We start from the raw sequence: 16,630 nt of genomic DNA, 5'->3' as shown, positions 1-16,630 counted from the left end.
GGAATCCAAATTGAATTTACGCTATAAGTTGGATTTGCAGTTATTTTCCGGTGAAAAAACAGAAAAAGCAACTCCCAAGAAACGTCAGGAGTCCCGTAAGAAAGGGCAAGTCGCCAAAAGTCAGGATGTGGCTGGTTCACTTGTTATGTTGTCTGTCTTTTTATGTCTCATGACTTTTGGTGGTTACATAAAAGAAAGATTAATTAAGTTATATACTGATGTTTTTTTACATCGTCTCACGATGGATGTGACTCAAGAAAATGCGATGGTGATGTTTAGAAGTTATGGTGTTCAGCTCATTTTGTTACTTGCGCCCATTCTTCTTATCGTTTTTGTTGTCGCAGCGGTGGCTAATTATGCGCAGGTTGGTTTCTTATTTACAGGAGATCCGATTAAGCCAAAATTCAGCAAATTAGATCCGATTAAAGGGATGAAAAATATATTTTCAGCTCGTTCCTTAGTCGAATTTCTTAAGTCTATTTTAAAGCTGACCATTATAGGTTATCTCGTATTTTCTACAGTATGGGGTGCGATGGACAGTATTTCATCACTTGGGCATGTTTCGGTTGAAGAGGCCTTTAAATTTACGGCCAAAATGACGATGAATCTTGGAATTAAAATCTCTGTTGCATTGTTTGTGTTAGCGGTTTTTGATTATATGTACCAGCGTTATGAGTATGAAAAAAACTTAAGAATGTCCAAGCAGGATATTAAAGATGAGTATAAGAAAACAGAGGGTGACCCTTTAATTAAAGGGAAAATCCGTGAAAGGCAACGCCGGATGGCCTTGCAGCGTATGATGCAAGAAGTGCCTAAGGCGGATGTCATTATTACAAACCCTACTCACTTCGCTGTCGCACTAAAATATGATGCAAGCAAAATGGAAGCGCCAGAGGTTGTTGCAAAAGGACAAGATTATGTTGCCCTGCGTATTAAAGAAATTGCTAAGCAAAACGACGTAATCACAGTGGAGAATAGACCACTCGCTAGAGCTTTGTTCCAAAGAACAGAAATCGGTGATTCTATTCCAGCTGATTTGTTCCAAGCCGTAGCTGAGGTGTTGGCTTATGTATACAAACTACAAGGTAAAAATTGATGAAATGATAGGGATCGGAGGCGTCAACCGGTGAAAAAATTTAAAGATATATTTGTTTTAGTGGGAGTTATCGGTATAGTTCTGTTGATGATTCTTCCGATCCCAATTTGGCTGTTAGACGTCCTACTTATTCTAAATATATCGATCGCATTAATGATTTTATTAGTATCTATGAATACAAAGGAAGCACTACAGTTTTCTATCTTTCCAGCCTTATTGCTTATCACGACCTTGTTCCGTCTTGCACTAAATGTGTCCACGACGAAGCTTATTTTAGGTCAAGCCAAAGCAGGGGATGTGGTTGCTACCTTTGGTTCATGGGTTTCTCAAGGTCAGCCTGTCATTGGATTTATTGTGTTCTTAATTCTAGTTGTCGTTCAGTTTATCGTAATTACAAAAGGTTCTGAACGGGTTGCAGAGGTAGGCGCAAGATTTACGTTAGATGCGATGCCGGGGAAGCAAATGAGTATTGATGCTGACCTCAATGCAGGTTTAATTAATGAGCAGCAAGCGAAAGATCGACGCAGTAAAATTGAAAGAGAAGCGGATTTTTATGGGGCGATGGATGGTGCGAGTAAGTTCGTAAAAGGAGATGCCATTGCCAGCATCATCATGCTCATCATTAACCTGCTTGGTGGATTTATTGTAGGGATGACGATCCATGGTATGGATTTTGGGACAGCACTTAATACTTATTCCATTTTAACGATTGGAGATGGCTTAGTTAGCCAAATTCCTGCACTTCTTATTTCTACCGCATCTGGTTTAATTGTAACGCGTGCCTCTTCAGAAGGTAATTTGGCATCTGACATTACCTCACAATTGTTTGCTTATCCTAAGCTCATTTATATTGTTGCTGGAACGATTGCTATGCTAGGTTTGTTTACACCAATTGGACCTGTTGCGACGTTGCCTTTTGCAGGTTTGCTCGCATATGCCGCTTGGAAAATGCAGAAGAACGCTGATCTCAAACAAATTGAACAAGAGCAAGAAGAAGAGGAGCAGCAGATTGAAGAAGTACGGAGTCCAGAAAGTGTCATTAATCTTCTTCAAGTTGATCCGATTGAATTTGAGTTTGGGTATGGTTTAATCCCACTTGCGGATGCTAGTCAAGGCGGCGATTTGTTAGATCGTATTATTATGATTCGTAGACAATGTGCCTTAGAACTAGGACTTGTGGTGCCCGTCATCCGTATTCGCGACAATATTCAACTAAAACCGAACGAATATGTCATAAAAATTAAAGGAAATGTCGTAGGTAATGGTGAATTATTACTTAATCACTATTTGGCAATGAGTCCAGGGATGGATGATGATTCCATCACAGGGATTGAGACTAGCGAACCAGCATTTGGTTTACCTGCGTTATGGATTGATGAAAGCACAAAGGATCGTGCAGAGCTATCAGGATATACGGTTGTAGACCCACCTTCTGTGGTGGCTACTCATTTGACAGAAATGATTAAAAAGCACGCTCATGAATTGCTTGGTCGTCAAGAAACGAAGACACTTGTTGATAACCTCAAGGAAAACTATGCTGTGTTGGTGGATGAATTAATCCCATCTGTATTGTCGATTGGTGATGTGCAAAAAGTGCTTGCTAAGCTACTTCGAGAAAAGATTTCAATTCGGGATATGGTTACCATTTTCGAAACCTTGGCTGATTATGGTACCTACACCAAAGATCCTGATATTCTTACCGAGTATGTTAGACAAGCATTGTCTCGTCAAATTACACAGCAGTTTACGCAGCAAGGTGAAACGATGAGAGTAATTACAGTGGGCCCTAGTCTTGAAAAGAAAATTGCTGAAAGTGTTCAGCAAAGCGAGCAGGGAAGTTACCTTGCTTTGGACCCGCAATCAACGCAAACGGTGTTTCAAAAATTAACAGAGCAAATCAATCGTCTCATTCAATCTGGGCAGCAGCCAATCGTGTTAACATCACCTACGATACGCATGTATTTGCGTCAGATCATCGAACGTACGATGCAGGATATTCCTGTATTGTCTTATAGCGAGCTTGAGCCGAATGTCGAAATTCAAAGTGTCGGGGTGGTTAATTTATGAGAGTGAAACGCTATATCGTAGATACGATGCCTGATGCGATGCTTAAAATTCGTGCTGAGCTTGGATCTGATGCAGTCATTTTAAGTACGAAGGAAATGAAAATTGGCGGCTTTCTAGGAATGTTTCAGAAAAAAAAGATAGAAGTGATTGCAGCCTCAGAAACATCTGAGGCTGCACCACAAACTAAATCTAAAACGACGGCTGCACCTATTATTACACATGCACCAGTTGCGAGGGGCGCTGCTCCACAAGCGTATCGTAAAACGGCGCAGATGTTAGCAGGTAAGGAATCTGAGGAAGAGAAGGCTCAGATATCGCAAAAAACCTCTTCGGTGGTAAATGCGATACAAGAAAAAACATCAATTCAACCCAGTAACGAAGTCGCTGTTGAAACATTAAAACAGAAAATAAATGCATTAGCTACTAGTGATACTTTGACGACTGAAAATGCACATGAAGATTCTCCATCTAATAATGAAAAACGTTTATTTGAAGAACTTCATCAAATGAAGCTGATGATGACGAAGCTAGCTAAACAGCAAGACCAGACACGTGAGCTACCTGAGGCATTAGAAGAGATAAAGGAGTTACTTCTTAGACAAGAAATCGCAATAGAACTAATTGATCAATGGATTGAGCCTGTATATGAGTCATGGAATCAGAGTAATAAGACAATATCACATCAAGAAATGAAGCAAGCTGTCATGGATCAGGTTTCTACCTTTTTACAGAGTGTAATAGGGGAAGGAATTCGTAGTACAACTAAAATTGTTTATGTTGCAGGTCCAACTGGTGTTGGTAAAACAACGACGATTGCCAAGCTAGCAGCAGATCAGATTTTTCGTGAACGTAAGCAGGTTGGTTTCATTACTGCAGACACGTATCGAATTTCTGCGATCGAGCAATTAAGAACGTATGCTACGATTTTGAACGTACCGCTTGAAGTAGTCCAATCTCCAGGGGATATGCATAGAGCACTAAATGCATTATCAACCTGCGACTTGATTTTTATGGATACGGCAGGCCGTAATTACTTGAATGAATTGTTTGTGGCAGAGCTCCATAGCTTGTTTAACTTATCAGAGCATAGTGAAACTTATCTAGTGCTCAGCTTAACCTCTAAAACAAAAGACATGCAAAAAATAACTGAGCATTTTAGTAAATATGGCCTACAAAAGGTTATTTTTACAAAGCTTGACGAGACGGAAAGTGTAGGTCCGTTATATAATTTACTTAATGAATATCCATTAAAAGTTTCCTACATCACCAATGGGCAAAACGTCCCGGATGATATTTTACCTGTTGATAGTAAACTAATGCTTCAAATGTTAATGGAGGGACGGTCATGAGTGACCAAGCACAATCGCTACGACAGCTAGTATCTTCACATGATGACATTTTAACTACAAGGCCGAAGGCTGAGCGAGGTGCTAAGGTTATTACCGTAAGTAGTGGGAAGGGTGGCGTAGGTAAGTCAAACTTCACTTTGAACTTTGCCTTAGCATTAAAAGCTTTAGGAAAAAAGGTGCTTTTGTTTGATGCAGATATCGGGATGGCAAACATTGATGTGCTAATGGGTGTACGCTCCCAGTATAGCTTGTATCATTTACTGAAAGGCGAAAAGGATATAACGGAAATCATAAGTATTGGTACGGGGTCACTCCCTTATATTGCAGGTGGCTCAGGTATGGCTGATTTATTTACTTTATCCTCTAATGATCTTAACTTATTTATGACACAGCTTGAGAAAATTACAGCCGACATGGATTTCATTATTTTTGATACTGGTGCTGGCTTATCAAAGGAAGTATTGAATTTTATAACTGCCGCAGATGAATGCATTATTGTTACAACACCTGAGCCTACATCGATAACTGATGCTTACGCACTAATTAAAGTGATTCAGAATCTGGAGGAACAAGTTTCTTTTAGATTGATGATAAACAGAGTGTCAGATGAACAAGAGGCGAAGCAGGTGTCAAATAAAATAGCATTAGTAGCTTCGAAGTTTTTAAATATTCAAATTCCAATGATTGGTTATATGAGTGATGATCAGCATGTCGTACGAGCTGTAAAAAAACAAGTTCCGTTTTCAGTCGCCTTTCCAACATGTACTGCCGCAAAGGATGTACAGCGGATGGCGATGAAATATATGAATGTGCCACAACTTCAATCCAAAGACACCTATTCTGGAATCAAAGGATTTATGCACAAATGGCTTAAGCGAACAAAATGATTCTGATATTTAGACAGGGGTGGACAAATTGAAGCCTTATCGGATAATGGTCGTTGATGATTCGGCCTTCATGCGTAAGATTATAAGTGATCTAATTGAAGAGGATCCTTTATTTAAAGTAGAAGCAACAGCAAAAACAGGAAAAGAAGCAGTAGAGAAAATCACCGCTTTGGCTCCCGATCTCGTCACGATGGATGTTGAAATGCCGGACATGAATGGTTTGGTAGCCTTGAAAATTATTATGGAGCTTCATCCGTTGCCAGTAATTATGTTATCAGGAATTAATGAGCAAGGGATGAAAGAGACGATCATGGCACTGGAGGAAGGTGCATTTGATTTTATTCGTAAGCCTTCCGCATCAACTAGCTCATATGACATTACTCAAGTTGGACGAGATTTAAGAAGTAAAATAAGCTCTGCACTGCAAATGAAGGAGCGTAAGATTGCTAGAGAAAAAGAGCAGCTTAAGGAAAAGGAAGTACCGGTCAAGCCTAAACTTAGCCCTCTACTTCAGTTCGATGAAGAAATTAATGCTTCTCAAAAGCAACAGACGCAACAGAAGATGGAGCAGCCAATACCAAAAGTAATACCGCAGGTAAATCCGATCGTTCAACAAGCAGCAACAAAGGAAGAGAATATAGATATAAAGGTTAATCCTGAAAAGCTTATAAAGCCTCCAACCTCGTCACCTAAGCCTGTGAGCAAGCAAAAAGAGTTAGAGAGTAAACAACAAAAACCAGCACTTAAGGATTTATCACAGAATAGCATAAAGCAAGAAGTAAAAAGGCCTATTACAAGCACTAGACAAAGTGATAGTGGACAAGTAACATCAGCAAAAAAAGAGCTTGTCACAAATGTAAAGCCGATAACACCTCTTCGCAATAAAGCTGATTCTGTTTTAGATAAAAAAATGAATGTACCACGTAGTACAGGATTTTCCGACCTTGTTGCAATTGGAACGTCTACAGGTGGACCTAAAGCACTTAAGGTTGTGCTTGAACAAATACCGTCACGGTTTCCTGCACCTATTGTCATTGTTCAGCATATGCCTGCTAATTTCACTAAATCGTTAGCTCAACGATTAAATAGCCTTTGTGCAATCGAGGTTGTAGAAGGTGAAGAGGGAATGGTTTTAAAGCAAGGTACAGCATATATTGCTCCAGGTGGCTACCATATGATGGTCGTACCAAGCGGTGGTGGACAATACAAAATTTCGTTATCTAAGCAAGATCTGCGTAATGGGCATAGACCTTCAGTAGATGTTTTGTATGAATCTATTTTACCTTTGACCACATTGAAGCGACATGCTGTTTTATTAACAGGTATGGGTAGTGATGGGGCAAAAGCAATGAAGCAACTGTATGATTCAGGGGTGACCTCCACGATTGCCGAGAGTGAGGAAACTTGTATTGTTTATGGTATGCCACGTTCGGCAATAGAACAAAAATGTGTTAATTATGTACTGCCACTACATGAGATTGGCGCTAAGCTAGTTCAAGTAGTGAGATAATGGATCTCTTGAAGGAGGTGCCTCACCATGGACATGAATCAGTATTTAGCCATGTTTATCGATGAGTCGAATGATCATTTACAGTCATTAAATGAAAAAATGTTGGAGCTTGAAAGCTCGCCTGATGATCTCAGTATAGTACAGGTCATTTTTCGTTCCGCCCATACCCTTAAGGGGATGGCAGCAACGATGGGGTTTGAGGATTTATCCTCATTAACACACCAAATGGAAAATGTGTTGGATTTAGTGCGTAATGATAAGCTAAAAATGCAGGATTATATTTTTGATACGTTGTTCCAAAGTTTAGATGCACTTCAAGCTATGGTTGAGGATATTACTAATGGTGGAGAAGGTAAAGCTGATGTTAGCGATATCGTTGCTTCTTTACAAAGTATTGTTAAAGGTGACTTTGTAACTACAAAATCAGCAACAATCTCATCTGTGGACACAACGGCAGATACAACCTCTGATGAAGGGGCAATTCAATTAGATGAGTTTCAGTATTCAGTACTAGAACAATCTATTTCTGAAGGTCATAAGGTGAACTACATTGATGTTGCTATTCGTGAAGACTGTCAGTTAAAGGCAGCGAGAGCTTACCTTGTTTTTGACCTTTTGGAGCGTTATGGAGAAGTTGTTAAGTCTAATCCTTCTGTTCAAGATATTGAGCAAGAGAAATTTGATCGTAGCTTTTCTTTGTTTTACATAACTCAAAAGGATGCTTCTGAAATTAAAGGGTTAATTTCTAATTTATCCGAAATCGATACCGTTGAAGTAACCAATTTGGATCATGGTACGTTGAAGCAGTTGTCCTCTGGTGTAAGGGAAACTGCAATTACTTCAACACCTGAAGCTCCAAAAGGTGAAGAAGTAAAACCAGTCGCAGTCCATGATGATGCAAAACATAATCGTTCAGGCGGACATAGTGGCTCAACACCATCTAGAACTATTCGTGTAGATATCGATAGACTTGATGTGCTGATGAATCTATTAAGTGAGCTTTTAATAGATAGATCCCGACTTGAGCAGCTTGCTGCGGAAGTTAAACGTTCTGATTTAACTGAAACCGTGGAGCATATGAGCCGAGTTGGTGGAGACCTACAAAATATTGTATTGAAGCTGCGCATGGTTCCAGTAGATACTGTATTTAACCGATTCCCAAGAATGGTTCGTGACTTGGCAAAATCATTAGATAAAAAGATCGATCTTATTGTTGAAGGTGCAGAGACAGAGCTTGATCGCACAGTCATCGATGAAATTGGAGATCCATTAGTTCACTTGCTTCGTAATGCAGTTGACCATGGTGTGGAATCAACAGCACAACGTATTGCTGCTGGTAAGCCTGAAACAGGAACAGTTCATCTTCGTGCATTCCATAGTGGAAACCACGTCTTTATCGAAATTCAAGATGATGGTAGCGGAATTGATCGTGAAAAAATTCTTGCTAAAGGAATTAAAAATGGCATCGTAACTGAAGCTGAAGGTGCCTTAATGAGTGATGAGCAAGTTTATATGTTATTGTTTGCAGCTGGCTTTAGTACTGCTGAAGTCATTTCTGATATATCAGGGCGTGGTGTTGGACTTGATGTTGTTAAATCTAAAATCGAATCCTTAAATGGGATCGTTTCGGTTGAATCAACACTAGGAAAAGGAACAAAGTTCTCCGTTCAGCTCCCATTAACCTTGTCTATTATTTCTGCAATGCTTGTTAAAGTAGGCTCAGAGAAATATGCAATTCCATTGTCTTCTATTGTTGAAACTGGATTGATTAAACAAGATAAGGTGAAAAATGTACATGGTTATACGATGATTTCTTATCGTGATAGCTCGATACCTTTATTGTCTCTAGCAAAATTGTTTGATGTGCCTGATTATGATGAGTCAGATGAAGAAGAAACCGAGATTGTCGTTATTCGTAAAGGGGATCGCTTAGCTGCAATTACAGTGGAAGACTTTATTGGTCAATCTGAAATTGTAATTAAAAATCTTGGTAAATACCTTCCTCCAATTCAAGGTATTGCGGGTGCAACCATCTTAGGTGATGGTCAAGTTGCTCTAATTATTGATTCTAATGCATTTATTAAATAGGAGGTTTTAGGCATGGGAGAAGAGTTGAAAGTAATCGTATTTAAGCTTGGGGAAGAAGAGTACGGAATTGAAGTAGATGCAGTCCAAACGATTGAGCGTATGATGCCAATTACAAGAGTGCCCAAAACTTTATCTTTTGTAAAAGGTGTTATTAATTTACGTGGGGTCGTTATTCCAGTGATTGAGCTTCGTGGACGCTTTGGTCTTCCTTCTGTGGAATATACAGATCAAACTCGTATCATTATCGTTTCAATGAATGAAATCGAAGTTGGGTTTATCGTCGATTCTGCAAATGATGTTATTGACTTAAATTCTGATCTCATTGACGCACCACCAGATGTTGTTGGAGGAGTCAAAGCTAAATATTTAAGAGGTGTTGCCCGTATTTCAGAAGAGCGGCTTCTAGTCATGTTGAATTTGTCTGAGGAATTAAATCGGGCAGAAATTTCGCAATTAGAGAGCTTTGAGGGCTAACCTGTGAAGGATTTATTTGAACACCAAAGAGATTTCAAAATGGATGTACTGAAGGAAGTAGGGAATATTGGAGCTGGGAATGCCGCCACAGCTCTTTCCCGATTGCTAAACAAGCCAATTGATATGGCTGTACCTAAAGTACAAATGTTGCCCTTTGAGGCAGTTGCAGAACGAGTTGGTGGTTCTGAAAACATTGTGTGTGCCGTGTTCTTTCGTGTAGAAGGCGAAGCACCAGGAAATTTGTTTTTTATTATGAGTCCCGCAGCAGCCAAAAGATTGCTAGAAAGATTAGCGGGATTTGAGGTTAATGAGGAAGAAGAGTTTTCAGAGATGGAATGGTCAGCACTTGCAGAAATCGGAAATATTTTAGCGGGTTCCTATTTATCTTCGTTAGCAGATTTTACATCTTTGTCTATGATGCCTACTGTACCTGCCCTAGCATTAGATATGGCAGGAGCAATTTTAGGATATGGTCTCCTTCAGTTTGGCGAAATGGGTGATTCAGCACTACTCATTGATACAACTTTTATTGAAGGTCAAGACGAAGTTGAAGGACAATTTTTCCTCATCCCAGACCCAGAGTCTTTTGGCAAAATTTTTAAGTCGTTAGGAATTTCGTCAGATCATGATTGAAGAACAAAAAATTGTTAAAGTGGGAATGGCTGAGTTAGACACGATAACCGGTCAAGGCCTTATTCGTACAACAGGACTTGGTTCATGTGTAGGTGTAACATTGTTTGATCCACACAGAAAAATTGCAGGGCTTGCTCATGTTATGCTGCCATCCTCTGATATTGCAAGAGAAGGCACACTAAATATTGCTAAATATGCGGATACTGCTTTGCCTGAATTGGTAGATCGTTTAAGTGATCTTGGTGCTGCAAAGAGCAAATTAGTGGCAAAAATGGCAGGTGGGGCTCAAATGTTTACATTTGGAGGTAAAGGCGATTCAATGAGAATAGGACCTCGTAATGTAGACTCCTGCAAGCTTATGTTATCTAAGTTAAATATTCCTCTGATTGGTGAAGACACTGGGGGGAATTATGGACGTACAATTGAGTTGGATCTAGAATCAGGTATTTTATTTATTCGTAGCATACAAAAGGAAGTAAAGGAATTGTAGCCATGTCTGGAAAAGTAAAATATTATTTACTGATAGGTTTTATTGGTTTCTTAATTACCTTTGCGGTATCATCAGGTAGTAATCTTCTAGCTACCAGTTTACTACGTGGGGGATTAGCTTTCATAGCATGGACGGCATTAGCTTTTGTTGGTAGTTGGATGCTTAATTTTATGAGAGAACATGGTGAAACCTCTGAAGAAAGTCAAATGTTAGCTGCGATCTCTGAGCAAGTAAAGGGTGGCAATCTTGATTTAACTACTCCTGATGAGAGTGATGAAATTAATGATTTACTGAAGCAGCCAATAGAGGGAGCTATACCTTCTGCTCATCATGAAGATTTTGCACCACTTAATCCGCCTAAACTAGTTAAAACACCTAATGACAATGATCCGGAAGAGCTGGTTAAGGTCGTTCGTCACCTGACAGAAGAATAAGGATGGTGAGGTCAATTGCACGAACGGAAAGCATCAACTCTGAACTATTCTGATTTATGGGAGAGTTGGAAAGAACACGGTGACATTAATGCAAAAAAACAACTAATCGAAAAATATTTGCATATTGTAGATTATGTCTCAGGACGCCTTGCCGTAGGGCTTCCTAAAAATGTTTCTAAAGATGACTTAGCTAGCAATGGTGTAATGGGTCTTATTGACGCTGTAGATAAATTTGATTATAAGCGTGGTTTGCAGTTTGAAACCTATGCCTCATGGAGAGTAAGAGGCGCGATTTTGGATGGATTAAGACAAGGGGATTGGGTTCCACGTTCTGTGCGGGAAAAATCAAAGAGGATTGAAGAAAGCTACCAATACTTAGAGCAACATTATTTGCGTTCAGTTAGTGATCTTGAAGTAAGTGAATATATGAATATTACTGAAAAAGAATTCCAGACAATGTTGCAGGAAGTGGCGGTAATGACCCTTTGCTCTTTGGAAGATCCAATTCGTGAAGAGGAATCCGAGACAAGGCTTACTTTGCTGGTTGATGAGAAGGCTAAAAATCCCGACCATACCGTTCGAGAGTTTTATTTAAGAGAATCATTGTCTAAAGGGATTGAAAAGCTGACGGAGAAGGAAAGAACCGTTGTTTCCTTATTATATTATGAGGATCTTTCCTTAAGTGAAATTGCAGAAGTAATGTCCCTATCACCCTCGCGAATATCTCAACTTCATTCTAAAGCTATTTTGCGGTTAAGAGGTAGTTTGGAGAAGCAACGTGATATGCTAATGCAGGAAGATTAAATGAAGAAGACTTGAGGTTTTATTTTCTTACTACGGAATTGTTATGTATTTTAATAGTATGAAAAGGGGAGCAGTTTATGGAACTGGGTCAGCTGGATAAATTTTTGAGCGTGACAATTAATGAAGATAAAACTGTGGCATACCTGCAATTTATACAAAAAGATGATCAGTTTTCTTGTACTGCGGACAATTTACGCCATTTTCTTCATAGTCAAGGCATCAAATATGGTATTCAAGAGGATATTGTCTCACGTATCGCAATAAACCCTCGCGAATATTATTTCAGCAGAACACCAATTGCAATGGGGATTGAGCCTGTTGATGGGCAAGACGGTAAAATTCGTTATGCGATGCAACTGGAAGACGATCAACGACATGTACCCTCAGAAAAGGACGATGGGAAAGTAGACTTCAAAGATGTTACGCGCCTTAACAATATTTTTAGGGGACAAATCATCGCAGAGCTTGTACCAGCTATCCCTGGTAAATCGGGTACTGCTGTAACTGGAGAACCAATCCCATGCCGAAATGGGAAGGAAGCCGTATTAAAGGTTGGTAAAAACGTTGTTCTTAATCCTGAGCAGACCGCTTTATATGCTGCCATTGATGGCTTGGTCACAATGACAGATAAAGGGAAAATTAATGTATTTCCGATTTATGAAGTGAATGGGGATGTCGATTACGGAATTGGTAATATTGATTTTGTTGGTACTGTTGTAATTCGGGGCAATGTATTAAGTGGCTTCCGAATTACAGCATCAGGTGATATAAGAGTCATTGGTGGAGTAGAAGGAGCGGAGCTATTTGCTGAAGGCTCCATCGAAATTACCGGTGGAATTATTGGTTATAATAAAGGGCTTGTTAAAGCAGGACATAATGTAAAAAGTTCTTTTATCCAAGATGGTAATGTGCAGGCAGGTGAAGACATTATCGTATCACAAAGTATTATGCACTCTAATGTTAGAGCTGGTAGAGATGTGATATGTGATGGCACAAAAGGGCTTATTGTTGGTGGTAATATTCAGGCAGCTGAAAAAGTCATCGCTCGGATTATTGGAAATCCGATGTCAACAACTACAGTCATTGAAGTTGGCGTAGTTCCTGAACTAAGAAATGAGTTAATTGAACTGAAGCAAAAAATTAAAGAGCTCATGTCCAACATGGACAAAACAGAGAAAGCGCTGACATTGCTAGATCAGCTAGCCTCGTTAGGTAAGCTTACTCCTGATAAAGTCGCAATGCGTTCCAAATTAGGAATTACTAAAAAAAGCAATATGCGAGAAATTGATGAAATTAAAGAAAGAATGTTATATATTGAAAAGACATTAGAAGATACAGGGAAGTCTCGTGTAGAAGTTCTTAAAATGATTTATGGTGGTTCAAAGATTGTAATTGGACGATATATTAAGTACATTAAAGAACCGACATCCCGTATGGCTTTTTATTATAGTGAAGGGGATATTATGATGTCCTCCTACGTGTAATATGCTTGGAACTTAAATTATTCCATTGCAAAGAGGGTAGATAGGATGAATATGAAACCAGTAGAGATGCAAATTGCTGTTCCTAGAACAAGTGAAGCGACGCGCATTCAGCAGGATCAACAATATCGTCCTTTGAGCGATCAAGCCTTGCTAGCACATCAAAATTCCAAAGAGGCTGAGCATAATCGCAAAGTAAGCCCTGGTGTAGATGAGAGTGGGCAAAACACAGTCATTAAACGTGAAAAAGACCATCCCTCTTCACAGCAAGACAAAGGCTCACATGAGCAGCCTACGCCAGAGCAAGATCAAGAGCAAACGCATTTTGCAGAACATCCATACAAGGGGAAAAATATAGATTTTTCTTTGTAGCTACTACGAAAAGCAAAAGGTGAGGATAATCGTGTTTACAGAACCATGGTTCTATATTGTTATGCTTGGAGTGGCAGCAATTCTTTATAGCTTCTTAATTCCGGGAAGGGTAAACAACAACATGAAACCCAATCAAAATAATGAGATTGAAGCAACACTGGAACAATATATGGCTGAGATTGAAAATGAAAATCAAGAGCTAATTCATTTAATTACTCAAATGAAGCAGGAATTTACTACGAAGCAATTAGCCACACAAGAACAAATTGTAGAGCTAAGAAACCGATTGGTAACTGTGGAGCAAGGTGTGCAGTCTCAAGAAATAAAGTTTCGTACATTTACTTCTACTCAGGAGACAACATTAATGGCACGCATGTCTGAAGCTGCTGTAGCTCAACCTGATTTAAAACAAGTTGTCATCGAGGAAGAAGCACCAGTATTGGAAGAAGTATTAGTGGAAGAAGAGCCTATTAAGAAACACGAGGATTCTCTTCATGATAGATATCCTGAATTATTTGAGCTATATAACCAAGGCAAATCAATAGATATGATTGCTAAAGCAGTAGGTATTCAACGTGGCGAAGTCCAGCTAATTTTACAATTAGCAAACAAGGAGGAGTCCAGTTGATGAAAAATGCTAAGTTCATGCTTGGTCTTGGTGTTGGGCTTATTTTAGGGGCATTATTATTACAAATTATGAATATGGGCCAAGGAGCGTTAAATGCGAATTTAGGCAAAGATGAAGTCATTGAAGCGGCAAATCGCCTTGGTTTAAAGATTGTTGAGCCTACTGAGAAGTTAATGACAGAGGAAGAATGGAAGCAACAGTCAGAAACTGACGAGCAACCAAACAACAAAGACACTCAGAAGGGTACTGATGCCACTAATAAGGATGCAAATACTTCAACATCGCCTGAGACGCCAAAAACTCCTAGTGCGCCTAACAGTTCAGACACAGAAGCGAAAACAACTACACCTCAGGCGCCTTCTACACCCACTACACCTACCACGGCACAAGTAGATCAAACTCAAAAGCCAGCAACAGCAAATTCTCCAACGGCAAAGGAAATTAAGTTTACCATTGCTAAAGGAGATTTTTTGTCAGATGTGTCAAGTGGCTTGGAAAAGGCAGGGGTCATAAGTAGTGCGAAGGAGTTCCAGAAGGAAGCTGTTGCAAAAAAAGCAAACTATAAGCTGAAAATAGGCACGTATAGCTTTACTGCCGGTGAAGAGTATAGTTCAATTATTTCTAAAATTGCACCTGGTACAAAATAATTTATGATTGTGTTAGTTGCAAGCCTTGGCTACTTATGGTATATTAATTGTCGGTGTTATAACGCACGCAAATCGATTTTGTGAAGGGTGCTCTTAGAATGATAAGAGTCTTCATGGGAAATGACATTTGCGGAGGAAGCATCAAAAAAACCAAACTTTAGGAGGTGCGTGAAGATGGCAGTAATCTCCATGAAACAACTGCTTGAAGCAGGCGTACACTTCGGACACCAAACACGTCGTTGGAACCCGAAAATGGATCGTTATATCTTCACTGAAAGAAACGGAATTTACATTATTGACTTACAAAAGACAGTTAAAAAGGTTGACGAAGCTTACAACTTTATTAAAAGTGTAGCAGAAGACAACGGAACTATTCTTTTTGTAGGTACTAAAAAACAAGCGCAAGATTCAGTTAAAGAAGAAGCTGAACGTGCGGGTCAATTCTACATCAACCAACGTTGGTTGGGTGGTACATTGACAAACTTCGAAACAATTCAAAAACGTATTGATCGTTTGAAATTGTTAGAAACTTGGGAAGAGGACGGTACTTTCGCAGTACTACCTAAGAAAGAAGTTATCCTTCTTCGCAAAGAGAAAGATCGCTTGGAAAAATTCTTGGGCGGTATCAAAAACATGAAGGGTCTTCCAAGTGCATTGTTTGTTATTGACCCTCGTAAAGAACGTATCGCAGTAGCAGAAGCTCGTAAATTGGGTATCCCAATCGTAGGTATCGTTGATACTAACTGTGATCCGGACGAAATCGACTATGTAATTCCAGGTAACGATGATGCAATTCGTGCAGTTAAATTGTTAACTGGTAAAATGGCTGATGCTGTAATTGAAGCTCATCAAGGCGAACAAACTACAGTTTAATATCGTCTGAATCTTAAATAAATTAAATGAGAAAGGGTGGTTGGCAGGTGTAAACCTCTCACTACCCTTTTTTTAAGGAATAAATATGAAAGTGCTGTTCATTTAATCATATTAATGGGGGTAATTTAATCATGGCAGTAGATGCTAAATTGGTAAAACAATTGCGCGAAAGAACTGGCGCAGGTATGCTTGATTGTAAAAAGGCTTTAGAAGAGGCTGATAACAATCTTGATAAAGCGATCGAAATCCTTCGTGAAAAAGGTCTTAGCGCAGCAGCTAACAAAGCTGGCCGCGTTGCTACTGAAGGTGTAGTACAATCTTACATCCACGCTGGTGGACGTATTGGTGTATTGGTTGAAGTTAACTGCGAAACTGACTTCGTAGCAATGACTGATCAATTCAAGGATTTTGCACGTGATATCGCAATGCAAATCGCGGCTGCAAGCCCTCGTTATGTAAGTCGTGAAGAAGTTCCACAAGAAGAAATCGAAAAAGAAAAAGAAATTTTGACTGCTCAAGCTTTAAACGAAGGTAAACCAGAAAAAATCGTTGCTAAAATGGTTGAAGGTCGTATCAGTAAATATTACGAAGAATATTGCTTGATGGAGCAAAGCTTTGTTAAAGACCCAGACAAAACAATTACTCAATTATTGAATGAAAAAGTAAGCACAATTGGTGAAAACATTACGATTCGTCGTTTTGTACGTTATGAGCTTGGTGAAGGTCTAGAGAAAAAACAAGAAAACTTTGCTGAAGAAGTAATGGCGCAAGTAAATAAATAAGTAATTTTATAATTG

At 39.3% G+C, this 16,630-nt stretch carries 17 protein-coding genes; all 17 read left to right on the top strand.

Features of this window, described 5'->3' with window-relative positions:
* Positions 1 to 10: 10 nt before the first annotated feature.
* The 17 genes from flhB (at position 11) to tsf (ending at position 16,615) form a co-directional block, all read left to right on the top strand.
* Positions 11 to 1,096: a flagellar biosynthesis protein FlhB gene (gene flhB, locus J2Z32_RS03885; protein ID WP_210087841.1), complete on the top strand. Its 1,086-nt coding sequence runs from the start codon at positions 11 to 13 to the stop codon at positions 1,094 to 1,096.
* 30 nt (positions 1,097 to 1,126) lie between these two features.
* The gene (flhA, locus tag J2Z32_RS03880; RefSeq protein WP_210087840.1) at positions 1,127 to 3,163 is read left to right on the top strand and encodes a flagellar biosynthesis protein FlhA; all 2,037 of its coding nucleotides are present in this window, start codon (positions 1,127 to 1,129) and stop codon (positions 3,161 to 3,163) included.
* Positions 3,160 to 4,512 carry a flagellar biosynthesis GTPase FlhF gene (gene flhF / locus J2Z32_RS03875; protein WP_210087839.1) on the top strand — a complete coding sequence of 451 codons (1,353 nt, stop codon included), beginning with the start codon at positions 3,160 to 3,162 and terminating at the stop codon, positions 4,510 to 4,512. Before flhA ends, flhF begins: the two co-directional genes overlap by 4 nt.
* Positions 4,509 to 5,399 carry a MinD/ParA family protein gene (locus tag J2Z32_RS03870; protein WP_210087838.1) on the top strand — a complete coding sequence of 297 codons (891 nt, stop codon included), beginning with the start codon at positions 4,509 to 4,511 and terminating at the stop codon, positions 5,397 to 5,399. Before flhF ends, J2Z32_RS03870 begins: the two co-directional genes overlap by 4 nt.
* Positions 5,400 to 5,445: 46 nt before the next feature.
* Complete coding sequence (locus tag J2Z32_RS03865; RefSeq protein WP_425342979.1) at positions 5,446 to 6,909, top strand: protein-glutamate methylesterase/protein-glutamine glutaminase; 1,464 nt, start codon at positions 5,446 to 5,448, stop codon at positions 6,907 to 6,909.
* Between the two features lie 27 nt (positions 6,910 to 6,936).
* Positions 6,937 to 8,997 carry a chemotaxis protein CheA gene (locus J2Z32_RS03860; RefSeq protein WP_210087836.1) on the top strand — a complete coding sequence of 687 codons (2,061 nt, stop codon included), beginning with the start codon at positions 6,937 to 6,939 and terminating at the stop codon, positions 8,995 to 8,997.
* 12 nt (positions 8,998 to 9,009) lie between these two features.
* Entirely contained in the window at positions 9,010 to 9,471 is a 462-nt protein-coding gene (locus J2Z32_RS03855) for a chemotaxis protein CheW (protein WP_210087835.1), read from the top strand.
* 39 nt (positions 9,472 to 9,510) lie between these two features.
* Complete coding sequence (locus tag J2Z32_RS03850; RefSeq protein ID WP_210087834.1) at positions 9,511 to 10,104, top strand: chemotaxis protein CheC; 594 nt, start codon at positions 9,511 to 9,513, stop codon at positions 10,102 to 10,104.
* Entirely contained in the window at positions 10,097 to 10,594 is a 498-nt protein-coding gene (locus tag J2Z32_RS03845) for a chemotaxis protein CheD (RefSeq protein WP_210087833.1), read from the top strand. Before J2Z32_RS03850 ends, J2Z32_RS03845 begins: the two co-directional genes overlap by 8 nt.
* A 2-nt stretch (positions 10,595 to 10,596) precedes the next feature.
* Positions 10,597 to 11,028 carry a hypothetical protein gene (locus tag J2Z32_RS03840; RefSeq protein ID WP_210087832.1) on the top strand — a complete coding sequence of 144 codons (432 nt, stop codon included), beginning with the start codon at positions 10,597 to 10,599 and terminating at the stop codon, positions 11,026 to 11,028.
* Between the two features lie 15 nt (positions 11,029 to 11,043).
* Positions 11,044 to 11,832, top strand: coding sequence for a FliA/WhiG family RNA polymerase sigma factor (locus J2Z32_RS03835; protein ID WP_210087831.1), 789 nt, complete (start codon positions 11,044 to 11,046; stop codon positions 11,830 to 11,832).
* Between the two features lie 77 nt (positions 11,833 to 11,909).
* Positions 11,910 to 13,316, top strand: coding sequence for a flagellar assembly protein A (locus J2Z32_RS03830; RefSeq protein WP_210087830.1), 1,407 nt, complete (start codon positions 11,910 to 11,912; stop codon positions 13,314 to 13,316).
* Positions 13,317 to 13,361: 45 nt separating this feature from the next.
* Positions 13,362 to 13,685, top strand: coding sequence for a hypothetical protein (locus J2Z32_RS03825; protein ID WP_210087829.1), 324 nt, complete (start codon positions 13,362 to 13,364; stop codon positions 13,683 to 13,685).
* Between the two features lie 31 nt (positions 13,686 to 13,716).
* Entirely contained in the window at positions 13,717 to 14,313 is a 597-nt protein-coding gene (locus J2Z32_RS03820) for a hypothetical protein (RefSeq protein WP_342453910.1), read from the top strand.
* On the top strand, positions 14,313 to 14,960 hold the full coding sequence (locus J2Z32_RS03815; RefSeq protein WP_210087828.1) for an MltG/YceG/YrrL family protein: 648 nt from the start codon (positions 14,313 to 14,315) through the stop codon (positions 14,958 to 14,960). Before J2Z32_RS03820 ends, J2Z32_RS03815 begins: the two co-directional genes overlap by 1 nt.
* Before the next feature lie 174 nt (positions 14,961 to 15,134).
* The gene (gene rpsB, locus J2Z32_RS03810) at positions 15,135 to 15,833 is read left to right on the top strand and encodes a 30S ribosomal protein S2 (RefSeq protein ID WP_210087827.1); all 699 of its coding nucleotides are present in this window, start codon (positions 15,135 to 15,137) and stop codon (positions 15,831 to 15,833) included.
* Positions 15,834 to 15,964: 131 nt separating this feature from the next.
* On the top strand, positions 15,965 to 16,615 hold the full coding sequence (tsf, locus tag J2Z32_RS03805) for a translation elongation factor Ts (protein ID WP_210087826.1): 651 nt from the start codon (positions 15,965 to 15,967) through the stop codon (positions 16,613 to 16,615).
* The last annotated feature ends 15 nt before the right edge of the window (positions 16,616 to 16,630 follow it).

Origin of the sequence: Paenibacillus turicensis (assembly GCF_017873435.1) — a bacterium.
Lineage (GTDB): Bacteria > Bacillota > Bacilli > Paenibacillales > Paenibacillaceae > Fontibacillus > Fontibacillus turicensis.
Note: the sequence above shows the minus strand (reverse complement) of the source record. Positions and strands in the feature narration are given on the sequence as shown.